Consider the following 15107-nt stretch of genomic DNA (forward strand, 5'->3'; position numbering starts at 1 on the left):
ACGCTCGTCCGGTGCACGAGCTGACCCGCGACGACGCCCGCCGGGTCGCCGTGCGTGCGCAGCTGCTCGACGCACGTCGGCCGAGCGACCTCCTCGAGGTCGTCCGGCACCTGACCGCGCTTCAGGCCGAGCCGACGAACGCCGTCGCGCCGAGCGCCGACCTGGTGCTGTGGAGCCGGCTCGGCTCGACGTACGACCCGGCCGACCTGCGCGCCGCGCTCGACGAGCAGGTGCTGGTCGAGCACCAGGGCTTCGTCCGGCCGGTCGAGGACCTCGCGCTGTTCCGCGCCGAGATGGCGGTGTGGCCGGGCACCGGTGAGCTGAAGGACTGGGAGGTCTGGCGGGCCGGGTGGGTCGAGGCGAACGACGGCTGCCGGCGCGAGGTCCTCGAGCTGCTGCGCACCGACGGGCCGCTGCCGACCAGCGCGCTGCCCGACACCTGCGAGGTGCCCTGGCGCTCCAGCGGCTGGAACGACAACCGCAACCTGCCACGGCTGCTGAACCTGATGGTCGAGAGGGGCGAGGTCGTGACGGTCGGCCGGCAGGGCCGCGAGCCGTTGTGGGACCTGGCCGAGCGGGTCTACCCCGACGACCGGGTGCCGGACCTCGAGGAGGCCCGGCGGATCCGGGCGGAGCGTGAGCTGCAGGCGCTCGGCATCGTCCGCCGCGGCGACGCGGGCGAGCCGGCGAAGGTGGACGGCGTGCGCGGGACCTGGCGGGTCGAGCCGTCCCTGCTCGACGCGCAGCTGACGGCCCGGGCGGCACTGCTGTCGCCGTTCGACCGGCTGGTGTTCGACCGCAAGCGGCTGGCGGACCTGTTCGGCTTCGAGTACCAGCTCGAGATGTACAAGCCGGTCGAGAAGCGGCGCTGGGGCTACTACGCCCTCCCCGTCCTGTACGGCGACCGGTTCGTCGGCAAGGTCGACGCCACCGCCGACCGGGCCGAGGGCGAGCTGATCGTGCACGCGCTGCACGAGGACGAGCCCCTCGACGACACCGCGCGCGACGCGGTGCTGGCCGAGGTCGACGACCTGGCCGCCTGGCTCGGTCTCGAGCCGGTGCTTCCCTGAGCCGGGCTAGCGGCGCTGGCCCATCATCACCGTCATGGCCCAGATGACCGCGAGGTCGAAGGCGATGATCGCGAGGGTCCAGAACGGGTAGAACGGCAGGAACGCGAAGTTGGCGAGCGCCGAGAGGACCGCGACGCAGATGCCGGCGACCATCGCCCAGTACTGGCCGAGCAGCACGCAGACACCGATGACGACGGCGGCAGCGCCGATGAGCATGTGGACCCAGCCCCACGCGTTGACGTCGACGTCGAACAGGTAGTTCTGCGTCCGCACGAAGACGTCGTCCTTGGCGGCGGCGGACAGGCCCTCCAGGAACTGGAAGACGCCGAGCGTCGCGAGGATCGTGCCGGCGAAGATGCCGGTGCCTTCGGCCCAGGCACGCTCGCGGGGCGTTGTGTTGTCGACCATGCCCGCACTCTCCGCCGCCCCCGGACGGCGCGGTTCACCCGTACCGGGCGAAACTGCCCTTTGGTCCTAGTACCACCCAAATGCCGGTGGACGGCCGTCCCGCGGCCCTAGCCTGTGCCTCGGTCGACCCCACTGCTCTCGTCCCACGCCCGGTGCCGGCCATCGAGCTCCCGGAGGGTGCTCGGCGTCCTCGCCCGCAGCGCAGCGGTGGACGATGCCACGGGCACCCTCCTGGGCAGCAGCACGGGCGCACTACTCTGACCCGCGGGCCGGAAGGCTGGGAGGAGGGTCGATGGGCACCTGTGTGAGCTGTGGCCACGAGCTCGGGGGCGGCCGGTTCTGCACGAGCTGCGGCCGCCCGGTCGGCGCGCCCCCGCCCCCGCCCTCGACTCCCCCGCCCCCGCAGGCGGGTCAGGTGCCGCAGCCGGCTCCGCGGTACCCGTTGTTCGCCGACGAGTCGGAGCCGACGTACGACGCTCCGCCGCCCTCACCTCCCCGGCGCCGTCGCCGCCCGGTCTGGCCCGCCGCGGTCGCCGCGGCCGCGCTGGTGCTGGCGGTCGGCGTGCTGGCCGGGATCGCCGCGCTGTCCGGTGACGACGACCCCCCGCCGGCCGCGACCCCCGGGAGCACCGGGCACGGACACTCCTCCTCGGCCACGCCGTCCGGCGCCGACCTGGCCACGGGGTCGACGGTCTCCGTCCCGGCCACGGCACCGCCGAACCAGGACGTCACCGGCAGGCCCACGACGTACGACGGCGACAACATGCTCGACGGCGTGCCCGAGACCTGCTGGCGGATGCCCGGCGACGGCACCGGCGAGGAGATCACCGTGACGCTGCCGCAGGAGACACGCCTGCGCCGGGTCGGGTTGATCAACGGGTACGCGAAGACCGCACGGGACGCGCAGGGCAACGAGCTCGACTGGTACCACGGCAACCGCCGCGTGCTCAGCGTCGAGTGGGTCTTCGACGACGGCACGACGGAGCAGCAGGACCTCTCGGACACCCGGGCCGTGCAGTGGCTCGACGTCGACGTCACCACCACGACCGTCGTCCTGCGGCTGGTCACGGTCTCGCCGCCGGGGACGGGTCGGGCGGCCCGCGACTACACCGCGATCAGCGACCTGTCGTTCGTGGCGGGCTAGAGCGCCCCCAGGACCGCTGCGGCCTTCTCGGCGTCCTCGCGGGTCACGTCGAGGTGCGTGACCAGGCGCACGGCGGTGGGGCCGACCGTGGAGATCACGACACCCTCGTCCCGGGCCCTCGCCACGAAGTCCGCGGCGTCGGACCGGTGCACGACCACGATGTTGGTGTCGACCGTCGCCGGGTCCACGCCACAGGCTTCGGCGAGGAGCTTCGCGTGTGCGTGGTCGTCGGCCAGCCGCGCGACGTGGTGGTCCAGTGCGTGCAGCCCGGCCGCGGCGAGGATGCCGACCTGGCGCATGCCGCCGCCCATCCGCTTGCGCCACACCCGCGCCTCGGCGATCGCGTCGCGGCTGCCGATCATCAGCGAGCCGACCGGGGCGCCGAGTCCCTTCGAGAGGCAGACGCTCATGACGTCGGCGACCGCGCCGTACTCCTCGAACGGCGTGCCGGTCGCGACGTGCGCGTTCCAGATCCGGGCGCCGTCCATGTGCACCCGGACCCCGACACCGGTGGCGTACTCGCGCAGGTCGCGGAGGTCCGCCAGCGGCAGCACCGCGCCGCCCGCGAAGTTGTGGGTGTTCTCGACCGAGATCGCCGCGGTAGGCACGAAGAACGGCCCCATGTCCGGCGCGAAGATCGTCTGGATCGTCGGGAGGTCGACCTGGCCACGCGGGTGGATCCAGGTGCGCATGGTCAGGCCCGTGTACGCGCCGTGCGCACCCAGCTCCGCGCGCGCGATGTGCGCGCTCGCCTCGCAGAGCACCTCCTGGCCGGCGTTCACCACGGACCGTACGGCGAGGACGTTCGCCATCGATCCGGTCGGCGTGAACAGCGCCGCCTCGTGCCCGAACATCCCCGCGACCCTCTCCTCCAGCGCGGCGACCGTCGGGTCCTCGCCGTACACGTCGTCGCCGACCTCGGCGCGCGCCATCGCCGCGCGCATCTCGTCGGTGGGCCGGGTCAGGGTGTCGGAGCGGAGGTCGATCACGGAGCCATCCTGTCAGGCCGACGCGGGCTCCAGCTCGAGCCCCTGCTGCCGCACGGGCCACTGGACGACGGCGACCGCGGACAGGACGAGCAGCCCACCGAACGCCTGTCCTGCGGCCAGGGCCTCCCCGAAGACGATGGCGGCGGCGCCGACCGTGACGACCGGCTCGATGATGGAGAGCAGCGCGGCCGGCGTCGGGCCCACCCGCGCCATGCCCGCGAAGAACAGCAGGATCGCGCCGACGGTGCTGACCAGGGCCAGCGCGCTCAGCCAGCCCCAGGCCGCCCGGCCGAGATCGAGGTCGGGTCCACCGCCGACGAGCAGGCTCGCCGCGAGGCAGCTGATGAAGGCACCGACGCAGATGAACGCGGCCAGCGGCAGGGGCGGGATGTCGGTGACGACCCGGTCCCCGACCAGGATGTAGACGCAGTAGACCAGGGCGGAGCCGAACGACAGTGCGGCCCCGACCGGGTCGAACCCACCCCCGGCGGCGCCACCGAGCACGAGCACGATCCCGGCGAGCGCCAGGACAAGTGCCGCCAGGCGCCGGGCCGAGGACCTCTCCCGACCGATCGCGATCGCCGCGACCATCACGAGCACCGGGTAGACGCAGAACACCAGGGCGACCTGGGACGCGTCGACGCGGGACACGGCGGCGAGGTACAGGCCGGCCTGCAGCGCGTAGCCGAGCCCGCCCATCGCGAGGCCGGTCAGGACCGTGCGCCTCTCGAGCCGGCGCAGCGCACCCGTCGCCGCCCCGATGACGAGCAGGACCAGGCCCGCCAGCCCGAACCGGACGACGAGGAGCCCGTCGACCGACGCCCCGTCGGCGTACGCCAGCTTCGCGAACACGGCCATCAGGCCGAAGCCGACGGCGGACAAGAGGCAGAAGACGGGACCCACGCCACCATCGTCCGGCCTCCGAAACTTGTGCGTCCAGCGCAATCTTTCGAACGGTATCGTCCCTATGATCGGGACGGTGATGGACCTGCGCCGCCTGCACCTGCTCCGAGAGCTCCGGGAGCTCGGGACGATCCACGCCACCGCGACAGCACTCGGGTACTCCACGAGCGCGGTGTCCCGTCAGCTCGCCGTCCTCGAGCGCGAGGTCGGGGCTGCGGTGCTCGAGAAGGTCGGTCGCAACGTCCGGCTCACCCCGGTCGGCGAGCTCCTCGCGGCGCGCGCCGACGTGCTCCTGGCCGAGGCCGAGGCGGCGGAGGCGGCGGTGGCCGAGGTCACCGCCGGACGGCTGGCCGGTGTGGTCCGCGTGGCCGGGTTCCAGTCCGCCGTGCTCCGCATCGTGGCGCCCGCCGTACGGGCCCTGGCCGTCACGCACCCCGACATCACCGTCGAGGTCACCGAGGCCGAGGTCGAGCAGTCGGTCCCTGCCTTGCGCCTCCAGCACCTCGACCTCCTCATCGGCGACGAGTACGCCGAGCAACCTCGCCCCGTCTACGACGACCTCAACCTCATCACCCTGCTGCGCGAGCAGATCAACCTCGTGCTCCCCGAGGACCACCCCGCGGCGTCGGGTGCCGAGGTGGTGCTCCGCGACCTGGCCGACACACCGTGGGCCGCGTGCCAGCCCGGGACGGGACACCACCAGATGCACCTGCGGGTCTGTCGCCAGCTCGGCGGCTTCGAGCCGCGCATCCGGCACACCTCGGACGACTTCGTGATCCTGCTCGAGCTGGCGCGGGCCACCGGCTCCGCGGCCCTGCTCCCCGAGCTCATCCACCCCCAGGACGCCCCCGGTGTGGTGGTGCGCGAGCTCGCCCACGGAAGTGTCGAGCGGCACGTCTACGTCCAGACCCGCCGCGGCACCACCCCGACCGTCGCGGCCGTCGTCGACGCGCTCCGGGCCGCCAGCGCTGGTGGTTGAGGACGTGTCGGCAGCTTTCCGGTCGCCAGTGGTGGCGACCGAAAGGGCAGCTACGGGAACGGTCGGTGGGTGGTCGTCGCCGGTTGCCGACTTGCGGGTCCGCCGTGCCACCGGGCCTGTGGAAAGCGGCTCGGAATCGTGACCTGTTCGTCACCCAGATCCCTGTGGAACAAGGGGTTCTGGGCCTCTCAGTGTCGGTGCTCGATGCTTGAGTAGCACCATGACAGCGATGGCCACACCCAGGCACCGAGTCTCGGTGGCCGTCGCCCACGCCCACACCGAGATCGATGCGGTCGCGGACGCCTCGGTGTGGTCCATGGAGCCCGCGGAGACCACCGCGACGCTCGTGGAGATCAGCAAGCTCAAGGCGAAGGTCGCCGAGCTGGAGGCCCGGGTCGCCGAGCACGCCGACGACGAAGCCGTGGACGCGTGGGCGCACCGGACCCGGCAGACCAAGCCCGCGGTGCTCGGCCAGGTGAAGCTCGGCCAGGCCCTGGTCACCCGCGGCCATGTCCGGGACGCGCTCGCGGCCGGTGACCTGGTGCTCGAGCAGGCCCGGGTGATCGTCACCGCCCTCGACCAGCTCCCCGGCGACCTCCACCCGGCCTTGGTGGCCAAGGCCGAGCGGCACCTGGTCGCCGCCGGACGCGAACACACCGCCCCCACCCTGCGGATCCTGGGCAAGCGACTGATGGACGTGGTCGCCCCCGACCTGGCCGACGCCTACGAAGCGCGGCAGCTCGAACGCGAAGAGGCCGACGCGCTACTGGCCACCACGTTCACGATGGTCGACGACGGCCACGGCAAGTGCCACGGCCGGTTCACCGTCCCGTCCCTCCACGGCGCCGCGCTGAAGAAGATGCTGCTCGCAATCGCCGCCCCCAAGCACCGCACCGCCACCGACGGCCCCGCCGCCGGTGCCGTGCCCCGGCCCGGCCGGGAACGCCTGGGGCGGGCGTTCTGCGAGCTCCTCGAGCGCTACCCCGCCCACCAGCTCCCCCAGACCGGCGGAGTCTCCGCCACCATCGTGGTCACCATGACCCTCGAGGCCCTCGAAGGCCGCCTCGAGCAGGCCGCACTCCTGGACACCGGAGAGAGGATCACCGCATCGACGGCCCGCCGGCTGGCCTGCGAGGCGGGGATCATCCCGGCCGTGCTCGGCGGCAACTCTGAGGTGCTCGACCTCGGCCGCACCCGCCGCTTCCACACCAAGGCCCAGCGCATCGCGATCGGGATCCGCGACAAGGGCTGCACCGAACCGGGCTGCGATTGGCCACCGGCGATGTGTCACGTCCATCACGACATCCCGTGGAGCCGCGGCGGACCCACCGACGTCGAGCACGGCAGACTGCTCTGCCCCCGCCACCACGCCCGCTACCACCGACGGACGTGAGCCGGCGCTAGCCTCGGTCGGTGAGCCGACTGATCCACCTCAACGGTCCACCGGGAGTGGGCAAGTCGACCATGGCCCGGCGCTACGGCGCCGATCACCCGGGCGTGCTGAACTGCGACATCGACGTGTTGCGGACGCTGGTCGGTGGCTGGCAGGACGACTTCGCCGGTGCCGGGGCCGCCATCCGGCCCGCAGCGCTGGCGATGATCCACGCGTACCTCGCCGAGGGCCGGGACGTCGTGATGCCCCAGATGCTGGTCGACCCGGCCGAGCTCGCGCGCTTCGAGAAGGCAGCCACCGACGCCGGCGCCGACTTCGTCGAGCGGTTCCTCATGGACTCCGCCGACTCGACGATCGCGCGGTTCCACCGCCGCGGAGCCGGTGGCGACCCGGACCCGTGGCACGACCAGGTGCGGCAGATCGTGGCCGGGGAGGGCGGGGACCAGCGCCTGGTGCAGTGCCACAGGGCGCTCGAGGAGCTGGCGGCACGGCGATCCCGGGCGAAGATCGTCAGGAGCGTCGAGGGTGCGGAAGACCGGACCTACCGGGACCTGGTCGAGTCCCTCGCCTGAGCGGTGCGGGACGAGGACGACACCGGACGAGACGATGATTCCGGCGCCGGCCGCCGGTCCGTACGCCGTACCCATCCATCGCAACCGCACCAGGAGGCCACGTGAAGCTGCTGCTGACGTCCGGGGGTGTCGCGAACCCGAGCATCCGGGACGCGCTGGTCGAGATGCTGGGCAAGCCGATCGCCGAGTCCACGGCACTCTGCATCCCCACCGCCCAGTGGGGCCACCAGATGTGCGGTCCGGCATCGGTGCGCGGATTCGTCACGGGCGAGCCGCCTTGGGGCCTGACCAGCATGGGCTGGAGGTCCGTGGGCGTCCTGGAGCTCACGGCGCTGCCCACGATCGGCGCGGAGCGCTGGGTCCCGTGGGTCCGGGACGCCGACGTCCTGCTCGTGGACGGCGGCGATGCGACCTACCTGTGCCACTGGATGCGGGAGTCCGGGCTGGCCGACCTGCTCCCGACGCTCGAGGACACCGTCTGGGTCGGCGTGAGCGCCGGCAGCATGGTGATGACGCCGCGGATCGGCGCGGACTTCGTCAGCTGGACCCACAGCGAGACCGACCGCACGCTGGGGATCGTCGACTTCTCGATCTTCCCGCACCTCGACGTCTTCCCGGACAACACCCTGGCCGCGGCCGAGCGGTGGGCAGGCGACATCGGCGGGCCGGCGTACGCGATGGACGACCAGACCGCGATCCGGGTCGTCGACGGCCAGGTCGACGTGGTCTCCGAGGGGACGTGGCAGCTGCTCAGCTCGACCTGACCTTCACCGCCGGGGACCAGCCGGAGGTCGAGGAGCCGATCTGGGTCCGCGCGCGCACCGACCAGGTGCCGACCCGATGGAACGACGCCGAGGTGGCGGAGGTGTCGTTCTTCAGCGCCTTCCAGGTGCGGTGTCCCTTGCGGACCTGGACGTCGTACGTCGCGCCGGAGCCGGTCGCCCAGCGCAGGGTCCAGCCGGACGAGGTCGAGCCGGAGCGGGACACCGGGACCCGGATCGAGCCGCGCATCTCCGGGTGGATCGTGCAGTGGTACGGATACGTGCCCGCCGAGCCGAAGGTCCGCTGGTAGGACGCCCCGCCGGACTTCTGGCCGCTGTTCCAGAAGCCCTGCGTGGAGGTCGTGGTGTGAGCGATCGAGTCCGGGAAGCTCCACGTGACCGTGGCGCCGAGCCCGGTCTTGAGGGTGGCCGGGGTGAACTGCATGTCCGCCACCGACACGGTGGGCCCGCCGGCCGACGTGGAGGCAGCGGGTACGACGCTGAGCCCGGCCGCCAGCAGCAGGCCGGCAACTACGCGAGTGATCATGGCCGGGACGCTAGACCCGCTTCATGAGAGCGGCGACGATCAGCGCCAGCTCCTCCCCCGCGTCCTCCTGGAGGAAGTGCCCGGCCCCGGCGAGCGTCACGTGGTCCTGGCCGCGCGCGCCGGGGACACATTCCTGGAAGATCCGGTCCCAGCCCCGCGTGGCCGGGTCGCCGTCGGAGTAGCAGGTCAGGAACGGCCGCTCGAACTCCTCGAGTGCGCGCATCGTCCGGCGGCCGATCCGCGCGCCCACGTCGTTGCGGGTCAGCGGGAGCAGCGCGGTCATCTGGCGCAGCCCGGCCGTGAGGTCCTCCGAGGGGTACGGCGCGTCGTACGCCGCCAGCACCTCGGCCGCCAGCGGCCGGGCGGTCGCGGCGCCGACGAAGTCACTGGCCCGCAGCTGCGGCGCCCGCTGGGTGTGGAGGAGGTAGTCGACCAGCGCCTGCTCGAGCACGACCCGGCTCTCACCGGATCCGTGCACGGCCCAGTCGAGCCGGCCGGCGAGCGCGGGGTCGGCCGTGTGCAGGATCGTGTTCGCGGCGACGACAGCCGAGAACCGGTCGGGTTCCGCGGCCAGCACACTGAAGCCGATCGGCCCGCCCCAGTCCTGCGCGACCAGCGTGACGTCGCGCAGGTCGAGGGTGGTGACCAGGCTCCGCATCCACTCGATGTGCCGGGCGAAGGTGTAGTCCGTGGGGCGCGCCGGCTTGTCGGAGCGGCCGAAGCCGATGTTGTCCGGGGCCACGACCCGGATGCCCCGCGCGACCAGGACCGGCACCAGCGACCGGTACAGGTAGGACCAGGTCGGCTGGCCGTGCAGCAGCAGCGCGACCGGGCCGTCCGCCGGACCCTCGTCGAGGTGGTGCATCCGCACGGGGCCGAGGCCGTCGGCCACGACCTCGGCGTAGTGCGGCTCGAACGGGTGGCCGGGCAGGTCCGCGAAGCACTCGTCGGGAGTGCGCAGCACCTCGGTCACGCCCCGCAGACTAGGCCTGGCGCAGCATCTCCGCGACGAGGAACGCCAGCTCGAGCGACTGGACCCGGTTCAGGCGCGGGTCGCAGACCGACTCGTACCGGTGCGCCAGGTCGAGATCGGTGAGCTCCTCGCCACCGCCCACGCACTCCGTGACGTCGTCGCCGGTGAGCTCGACGTGCAGGCCGCCGGGCCAGGTGCCGAGCGAGCGGTGCACGTCGAAGAAGCCCTGGACCTCGTCGATCACGTCGCCGAAGCGGCGGGTCTTGTAGCCCGAGGACGCCTCGAAGGTGTTGCCGTGCATCGGGTCGCAGACCCAGGCGACCTCCAGGCCCGCGGCGGTGACCTTCTCGACGAGGTCCGGCAGCCCGTCCCGGATCCTGCCGGCGCCGAAGCGGGTGATGAACGTCAGCCGGCCCGGCTCGTTGGCGGGGTTCAGCTTCGCGGCCAGCGCCAGCGCGTCGTCCGGGCTGGTCGTCGGGCCGAGCTTCACGCCGATCGGGTTGCGGATGTGGCTCATCAGCTCGACGTGCGCGCCGTCCAGCTGCCGGGTCCGCTCGCCGATCCACACGAAGTGGGCCGACACGTCGTACGGCGTGCTGGTCCGCGAGTCGATGCGCGTCATGGAGTGCTCGTACTCGAGCACCAGCGCCTCGTGGCTGGAGTGGAAGTCGACGCGGTGGAACTCGTCCGGGTCCGCGCCGATCGCCTGCATGAACGTCAGCGCGCGCTCGATCTCGTTCGCCATCGCCTCGTACTGCTGGCCGACCGAGGACTCCCGCACGAAGTCGGTGTTCCAGGTGTGCACCTGGCGCAGGTCGGCGTAGCCGCCGGTCACGAACGCGCGGACCAGGTTCAGCGTCGCGGCGCTGGAGTTGTAGACGTCCACGAGCCGCTGCGGGTCCGGAATCCGCGAATCGGGTGTGAAGTCGTAGCCGTTGACGGCGTCGCCGCGGTAGGCCGGGAGCGTCACGCCGTCGCGGGTCTCGAGGTCCGACGAGCGCGGCTTGGCGTACTGCCCGGCGAGCCGCCCGACCTTCACGACCGGCACGGAGGCGGCGTACGTCAGCACGACCGCCATCTGCAGCAGCACCCGCAACTTGTTGCGGACGTTGTCGGCGGTCACGCCCGCGAACGTCTCGGCGCAGTCGCCGCCCTGGAGCAGGAACGCCTCGCCCCGCGCGACCTGGGCGATCTTGGCCTTGAGCTCGTCGCACTCCCCCGCGAACACCAGCGGCGGCACCGTGCGCAGGCGGGCGACGGCGGCGTCGACCGCGGCACGGTCGGGGTACGACGGCTGCTGCGCCGGGCCGAGGGCGTGCAGGTCGGTCAGGGACGGGACGACACTCACCCGGCAAGGGTACGGCGCGGCCCGGTCCCGGCCCGATTCGGCAGCCCGGCGCGAGACGGCTACTCCCCGTCGACGTGCTCGATGTCGCGGAAGCCGGTCCTCTTCGCCCGCACCGCCCGGTTGGTCAGCCACGTGAACGCCCAGAGCGCGATCCCGAGGACCAGCAGGCCGCCGGCGACCTGGTACTGCACCCAGTCCTCGCGGTCCCGGGCCCACGGCCCGGCGAGGAACACGCACGCGGCGGCGCCGACGAACGGCGTCCAGCCGGGCGCGCTGAACCGGCTCTCCGCGGAGGAGTCACGGCGCAGGACCACGCAGGCGACGTTCACGACCGCGAAGACGCACAGCAGCAGCAGCGCGGTCGTGCCGGACAGTGCCGAGATGACCGAGGTGTCGGCGAGGAAGGTCACCACGACGATCAGCCCCAGCGCGAGCACCGTCGAGAAGCCGATGCCGGCGTACGGCGTCCGGCGGCCCGGCAGCACCTTCCCGAGGGTGCGGGGCAGCACGTCCTGCTGGGCGAGGCCGTAGAGCAGCCGGCTGGCCATCAGCATGTTCAGCAGGGCGGTGTTCGCCACCGCGATCACGGTCAGGAACGGGAAGATCTTGTCGATGGGGAGGCCCGGCGCGCCGGTCTGGACGACCGCGAGCAGCACCTTGCCCTCGTCGGCGACGACGGACTCGATCTCGCCCTCGGGGATCACCGCGATCACCGAGATCGCGACCAGCACGTAGAACACGACCGCGATGCCGAGGCCGCTGAGCATGATCCGCGGGAAGATCCGCTCCGGCTCCCGGGTCTCCTCGACCATGTTGACGGAGTCCTCGAAGCCGACCATCGCGAAGAACGCGATGGCGGTCGCGACCGTCACCGCCAGGAACAGGCCGCGGTCGGACTTCGAGTCGAACACCACGATCCGGCCCAGGTCGGCGTCGCCCTGGGCCATCACCCAGAAGCCGATCACGATCACGATCACCAGTGCCGCCATCTCGATCAGCGTCAGCACGACGTTGAACTTCACGCTCTCGCCGACGCCGCGCAGGTTGATGCCGGCGAGCAGCAGCATGAAGGCGATGGCCACGACCGTGATGGCGGTGTCGCCCTGCGGCACGTCCCAGCCCAGGCCGTCGAAGCCCGCGAGCAGGTTGGTGGCCAGCAGGTTGGAGGACGTCGACGCGCTGGTGACCCCGGAGCAGATCACCGCGAACGCGACGAGGAAAGTGACGAAGTGGATCCCGAACGCCTTGTGCGTGTAGAGCGCCGCACCGGCGGCCTGCGGGTACTTGGTGACCAGCTCGAGGTAGGAGAGCGCCGTCAGCGTCGCGACCGCGAACGCGACCAGGAACGGCAGCCACACCAGTCCGCCGACCTCGAGCGCCATCTCGCCGGTGACCGCGTAGATGCCGGCGCCGAGGATGTCGCCGACGATGAACAGCAGGAGCAGCCGGGGACCGAGGACCCGCTTGAGGTCCGGGGTGGGGCCGTTGACGTCCACGGAGTCCGAGCTCTGGGTGGTCATGGGCCCCACCCTGCCCCGGGACCGGCGCCTCTAACCAGAGCCAGCTCGGCGTCCTCAGGCGGACGGCTCGACCACCTCCAGCCGGCGGAGCAGGAACAGCGCGGCCTCGGCGAACGGGTTGCCCTCCGTGCGCCGCGCGACCTCGTCCCAGTCCACCTGCTCGCGCACGGCGCGCGCGGCGGCGACCGTCTTGCCGAGGTCGCAGGCGTGCTCCTCGAGTGCCCCCAGCTTGTCGACCATGAGCTCGGTGGCCGACAGCACGGGCATCAGGACGGACTCGACCTCCAGCTGGTCGACGTGCTCGAACCGCTCCCGCCCCACCGGTTCGCTCCCGGCCCGGAAGAGCACGTCGACCATCGCGTCGTCGACGTACACCTTGAAGAGCCAGTCCTCGGGGGGCTGCACCACGTCCAGTCCTCGGCCGGCGAGCAGGGCGGCCGTCTCGGCGGCGTCCTCCTCGGCGACCAGGAAGTCCACGTCGTGGTCGGGCTCGGGCCCGCCGCGCGCCCACAGCGCGTAGCCGCCGGTGAGCGCGAACGGCGCGTCGCCGCCCTTGAGCGCCACCGCGACCAGCTTCAACGCCTCACGCAGGTGCCGCTGCCCGTCGCTCATGCCCCCGCGTACCCGCCCAGCCGCGCGGCATGCCGGTGCGGTACGACGGGGTACCGGTGTCCCGATGCGCCTCGCGACCTTCAACATCCTGCACGGGCGGCACCCCGCCGACGACCACGTCGAGCCGGCGCGGCTGGCCCAGGCGGTCCGCGACCTGGACGCCGACGTCCTCGCCCTCCAGGAGGTGGACCGCAACCAGGCGAGGTCCGCGCACGCCGACCTCACCGCCGTGGCGGCGGAGGCGATGGGTGCGGTGGACCACCGCTTCGTCGCGGCCCTCCACGGCAGTCCGGCGACCTGGACCGCCGCGACCGGCGACGAGCAGCCGGACGCGGCCGCCTACGGCATCGCCCTGCTCACCCGCTACCCGGTCCGCGCCTGGCAGGTGGTCCGGCTGGCCCCGGCCCCGACACCGGTGCCGATGTGGTTCCGCGGCAGCCGGCTGCCGACGCTGGTGCGCGACGAGCCGCGGGTCGCCGTCGCCGCCGAGGTCGAGTCGCCGCTCGGGTGCGTGACGGTCGTGAACACGCACCTGTCGTTCCTGCGGTCGTGGAACCGGCGGCAGCTGCGCCGGGTCGTCGCCGCCGTCGGCACCGCGCCGCGGCCGCTCGTGCTGGTCGGCGACCTCAACATGGGCCCGGCGCCGGCCAGGGCGGTCACGCGCCTGCGACCGATCGCGGTGCACGCGACGTTCCCCGCCGACGCGCCGCGCGAGCAGATCGACCACGTGCTCCTCGACGGGCAGCTCGGCGTGACCGCCACGGCGGCCGCCCGATTCCCGCTGTCCGACCACCGGGCGCTGGTCGTCGACCTGGCGCCAGGCTGACGCCGTCAGCCGAAGAAGACCTGTGCCTCGGCGTACTCCTCGGGGCTGACCAGCTTCAGGGCGCCGGTGCCCTCGATGAGCGGCACCCGCACGATCTTCGTGCCGCGCAGCGCCATCATGGTGCCGAAGTCGCCGTCCGCGACCGCGTCGATCGCCTGGAGCCCGAAGCGGGTGGCGAGCCAGCGGTCGAACGCCGTCGGCGTGCCGCCGCGCTGGATGTGGCCGAGCACGACCGCCCGCGCCTCCTTGCCGGTGCGCTGCTCGATCTCGTGGGAGAGCCGGTCCCCGATGCCGCCGAGCCGGACGTGCCCGAAGGCGTCCAGCTCCCCGGACACCAGCGTCATGCCCTCCCCGTCGGAGGTGCTCTCGCGCGGGACCGCTCCCTCGGACACGACGAGGATCGGCGCGTAGTGGGACTCGAACCGGCTCTCGACCAGGGCGCACACCTCCTCGATGTCGAACGGCTGCTCGGGGATCAGCACGATGTTCGCGCCGCCGGCGATGCCCGAGTGCAGTGCGATCCAGCCCGCGTGCCGCCCCATCACCTCGACGACGAGCACCCGGTGGTGGGACTCGGCGGTGGTGTGCAACCGGTCGATCGCCTCGGTCGCGATGTTGACCGCGGTGTCGAAGCCGAATGTGAAGTCGGTGCCGGAGAGGTCGTTGTCGATCGTCTTCGGGACGCCGACGACGTTCACCCCGAGGTCGGCGAGCTTGGTGGCGACGCCGAGGGTGTCCTCGCCGCCGATGGCGACCAACGCGTCGACGCCGTCGGTCGCGAGGTTCTGCTTGATCCGCTCCACGCCGTTCTCGAGCTTGAACGGGTTGGTCCTGGACGAGCCGAGGATGGTGCCGCCACGCGGGAGGATGCCCCGGCACTGCTCGATGCCGAGCTCCATGGTCACGCCCTCGAGCGGGCCGCGCCAGCCGTCCCGGTAGCCGACGAACTCGAAGCCGTGCTCCTTGACCCCCTTGCGCACGACCGCCCGGATGACGGCGTTCAGGCCGGGGCAGTCCCCGCCTCCGGTGAGCACTCCGACGCGCATGACCACTCCTGATCAA

At 72.4% G+C, this 15107-nt stretch carries 16 protein-coding genes; 7 read left to right on the forward strand and 9 right to left on the reverse strand.

Annotation, left to right across the window (positions count from 1 at the left end):
• The first annotated feature begins 11 nt into the window (after nt 1-11).
• Complete coding sequence (locus N538_RS0102425; RefSeq protein WP_028635965.1) at nt 12-1070, forward strand: DNA glycosylase AlkZ-like family protein; 1059 nt, start codon at nt 12-14, stop codon at nt 1068-1070.
• A gap of 6 nt (nt 1071-1076) precedes the next feature.
• Here N538_RS0102425 and N538_RS23505 read toward each other — a convergent pair whose 3' ends face one another.
• Nucleotides 1077-1478, reverse strand: a complete 402-nt coding sequence (locus tag N538_RS23505) for a DUF7144 family membrane protein (protein WP_036569223.1) — start codon at nt 1476-1478, stop codon at nt 1077-1079.
• A 415-nt stretch (nt 1479-1893) separates the two neighbouring features.
• On the opposite strand from N538_RS23505, the gene N538_RS0102435 reads away from it, so the two are divergent.
• Nucleotides 1894-2622 carry an NADase-type glycan-binding domain-containing protein gene (locus tag N538_RS0102435; RefSeq protein ID WP_028635966.1) on the forward strand — a complete coding sequence of 243 codons (729 nt, stop codon included), beginning with the start codon at nt 1894-1896 and terminating at the stop codon, nt 2620-2622.
• Here the strand turns inward: N538_RS0102435 and N538_RS0102440 are convergent.
• Together N538_RS0102440 and N538_RS23510 are read right to left on the reverse strand one after the other, a co-directional pair.
• Nucleotides 2619-3611 (reverse strand): threonine aldolase family protein, encoded by a 993-nt coding sequence (locus N538_RS0102440; RefSeq protein WP_028635967.1) that lies wholly within the window; start codon nt 3609-3611, stop codon nt 2619-2621. The two genes, N538_RS0102435 and N538_RS0102440, sit on opposite strands and share 4 nt — an antisense overlap.
• 12 nt (nt 3612-3623) lie before the next feature.
• Nucleotides 3624-4514: a DMT family transporter gene (locus N538_RS23510; protein ID WP_036569225.1), complete on the reverse strand. Its 891-nt coding sequence runs from the start codon at nt 4512-4514 to the stop codon at nt 3624-3626.
• Nucleotides 4515-4593: 79 nt separating this feature from the next.
• Here N538_RS23510 and N538_RS23515 point away from each other — a divergent pair, with 79 nt between their 5' ends.
• The 4 genes from N538_RS23515 (at nt 4594) to N538_RS0102465 (ending at nt 8222) form a co-directional block, all read left to right on the forward strand.
• Nucleotides 4594-5493: a LysR family transcriptional regulator gene (locus N538_RS23515; RefSeq protein ID WP_231496117.1), complete on the forward strand. Its 900-nt coding sequence runs from the start codon at nt 4594-4596 to the stop codon at nt 5491-5493.
• 229 nt (nt 5494-5722) lie between these two features.
• Complete coding sequence (locus N538_RS27120; protein WP_197025216.1) at nt 5723-6886, forward strand: HNH endonuclease signature motif containing protein; 1164 nt, start codon at nt 5723-5725, stop codon at nt 6884-6886.
• A 20-nt stretch (nt 6887-6906) separates the two neighbouring features.
• Nucleotides 6907-7458: an AAA family ATPase gene (locus tag N538_RS0102460; protein ID WP_028635968.1), complete on the forward strand. Its 552-nt coding sequence runs from the start codon at nt 6907-6909 to the stop codon at nt 7456-7458.
• A 101-nt stretch (nt 7459-7559) separates the two neighbouring features.
• Nucleotides 7560-8222, forward strand: a complete 663-nt coding sequence (locus N538_RS0102465) for a Type 1 glutamine amidotransferase-like domain-containing protein (RefSeq protein ID WP_028635969.1) — start codon at nt 7560-7562, stop codon at nt 8220-8222.
• Here N538_RS0102465 and N538_RS27125 read toward each other — a convergent pair.
• The 5 genes from N538_RS27125 to N538_RS0102490 are packed head-to-tail and all read right to left on the reverse strand — an operon-like array spanning nt 8209 to nt 13219.
• Nucleotides 8209-8766 (reverse strand): plastocyanin/azurin family copper-binding protein, encoded by a 558-nt coding sequence (locus N538_RS27125; protein WP_051548645.1) that lies wholly within the window; start codon nt 8764-8766, stop codon nt 8209-8211. The genes N538_RS0102465 and N538_RS27125 overlap by 14 nt on opposite strands.
• Nucleotides 8767-8776: 10 nt before the next feature.
• A complete protein-coding gene (locus N538_RS0102475) occupies nt 8777-9739 on the reverse strand; it encodes a haloalkane dehalogenase (RefSeq protein WP_036569229.1) in 963 nt (320 codons plus the stop codon).
• A gap of 10 nt (nt 9740-9749) precedes the next feature.
• Complete coding sequence (locus N538_RS0102480) at nt 9750-11087, reverse strand: class II 3-deoxy-7-phosphoheptulonate synthase (RefSeq protein WP_028635971.1); 1338 nt, start codon at nt 11085-11087, stop codon at nt 9750-9752.
• A 59-nt stretch (nt 11088-11146) separates the two neighbouring features.
• Nucleotides 11147-12607: an APC family permease gene (locus N538_RS27130; protein ID WP_028635972.1), complete on the reverse strand. Its 1461-nt coding sequence runs from the start codon at nt 12605-12607 to the stop codon at nt 11147-11149.
• A 54-nt stretch (nt 12608-12661) separates the two neighbouring features.
• Entirely contained in the window at nt 12662-13219 is a 558-nt protein-coding gene (locus N538_RS0102490) for a hypothetical protein (protein WP_028635973.1), read from the reverse strand.
• Nucleotides 13220-13283: 64 nt separating this feature from the next.
• On the opposite strand from N538_RS0102490, the gene N538_RS0102495 reads away from it, so the two are divergent.
• Complete coding sequence (locus tag N538_RS0102495) at nt 13284-14045, forward strand: endonuclease/exonuclease/phosphatase family protein (RefSeq protein ID WP_028635974.1); 762 nt, start codon at nt 13284-13286, stop codon at nt 14043-14045.
• Nucleotides 14046-14050: 5 nt separating this feature from the next.
• Here the strand turns inward: N538_RS0102495 and N538_RS0102500 are convergent, their stop codons facing one another.
• A complete protein-coding gene (locus N538_RS0102500; RefSeq protein WP_028635975.1) occupies nt 14051-15091 on the reverse strand; it encodes a 6-phosphofructokinase in 1041 nt (346 codons plus the stop codon).
• Between the last annotated feature and the right edge of the window lie 16 nt (nt 15092-15107).

This window comes from Nocardioides sp. URHA0032, assembly GCF_000620645.1.
In the GTDB taxonomy this organism is placed as follows: domain Bacteria; phylum Actinomycetota; class Actinomycetes; order Propionibacteriales; family Nocardioidaceae; genus Nocardioides.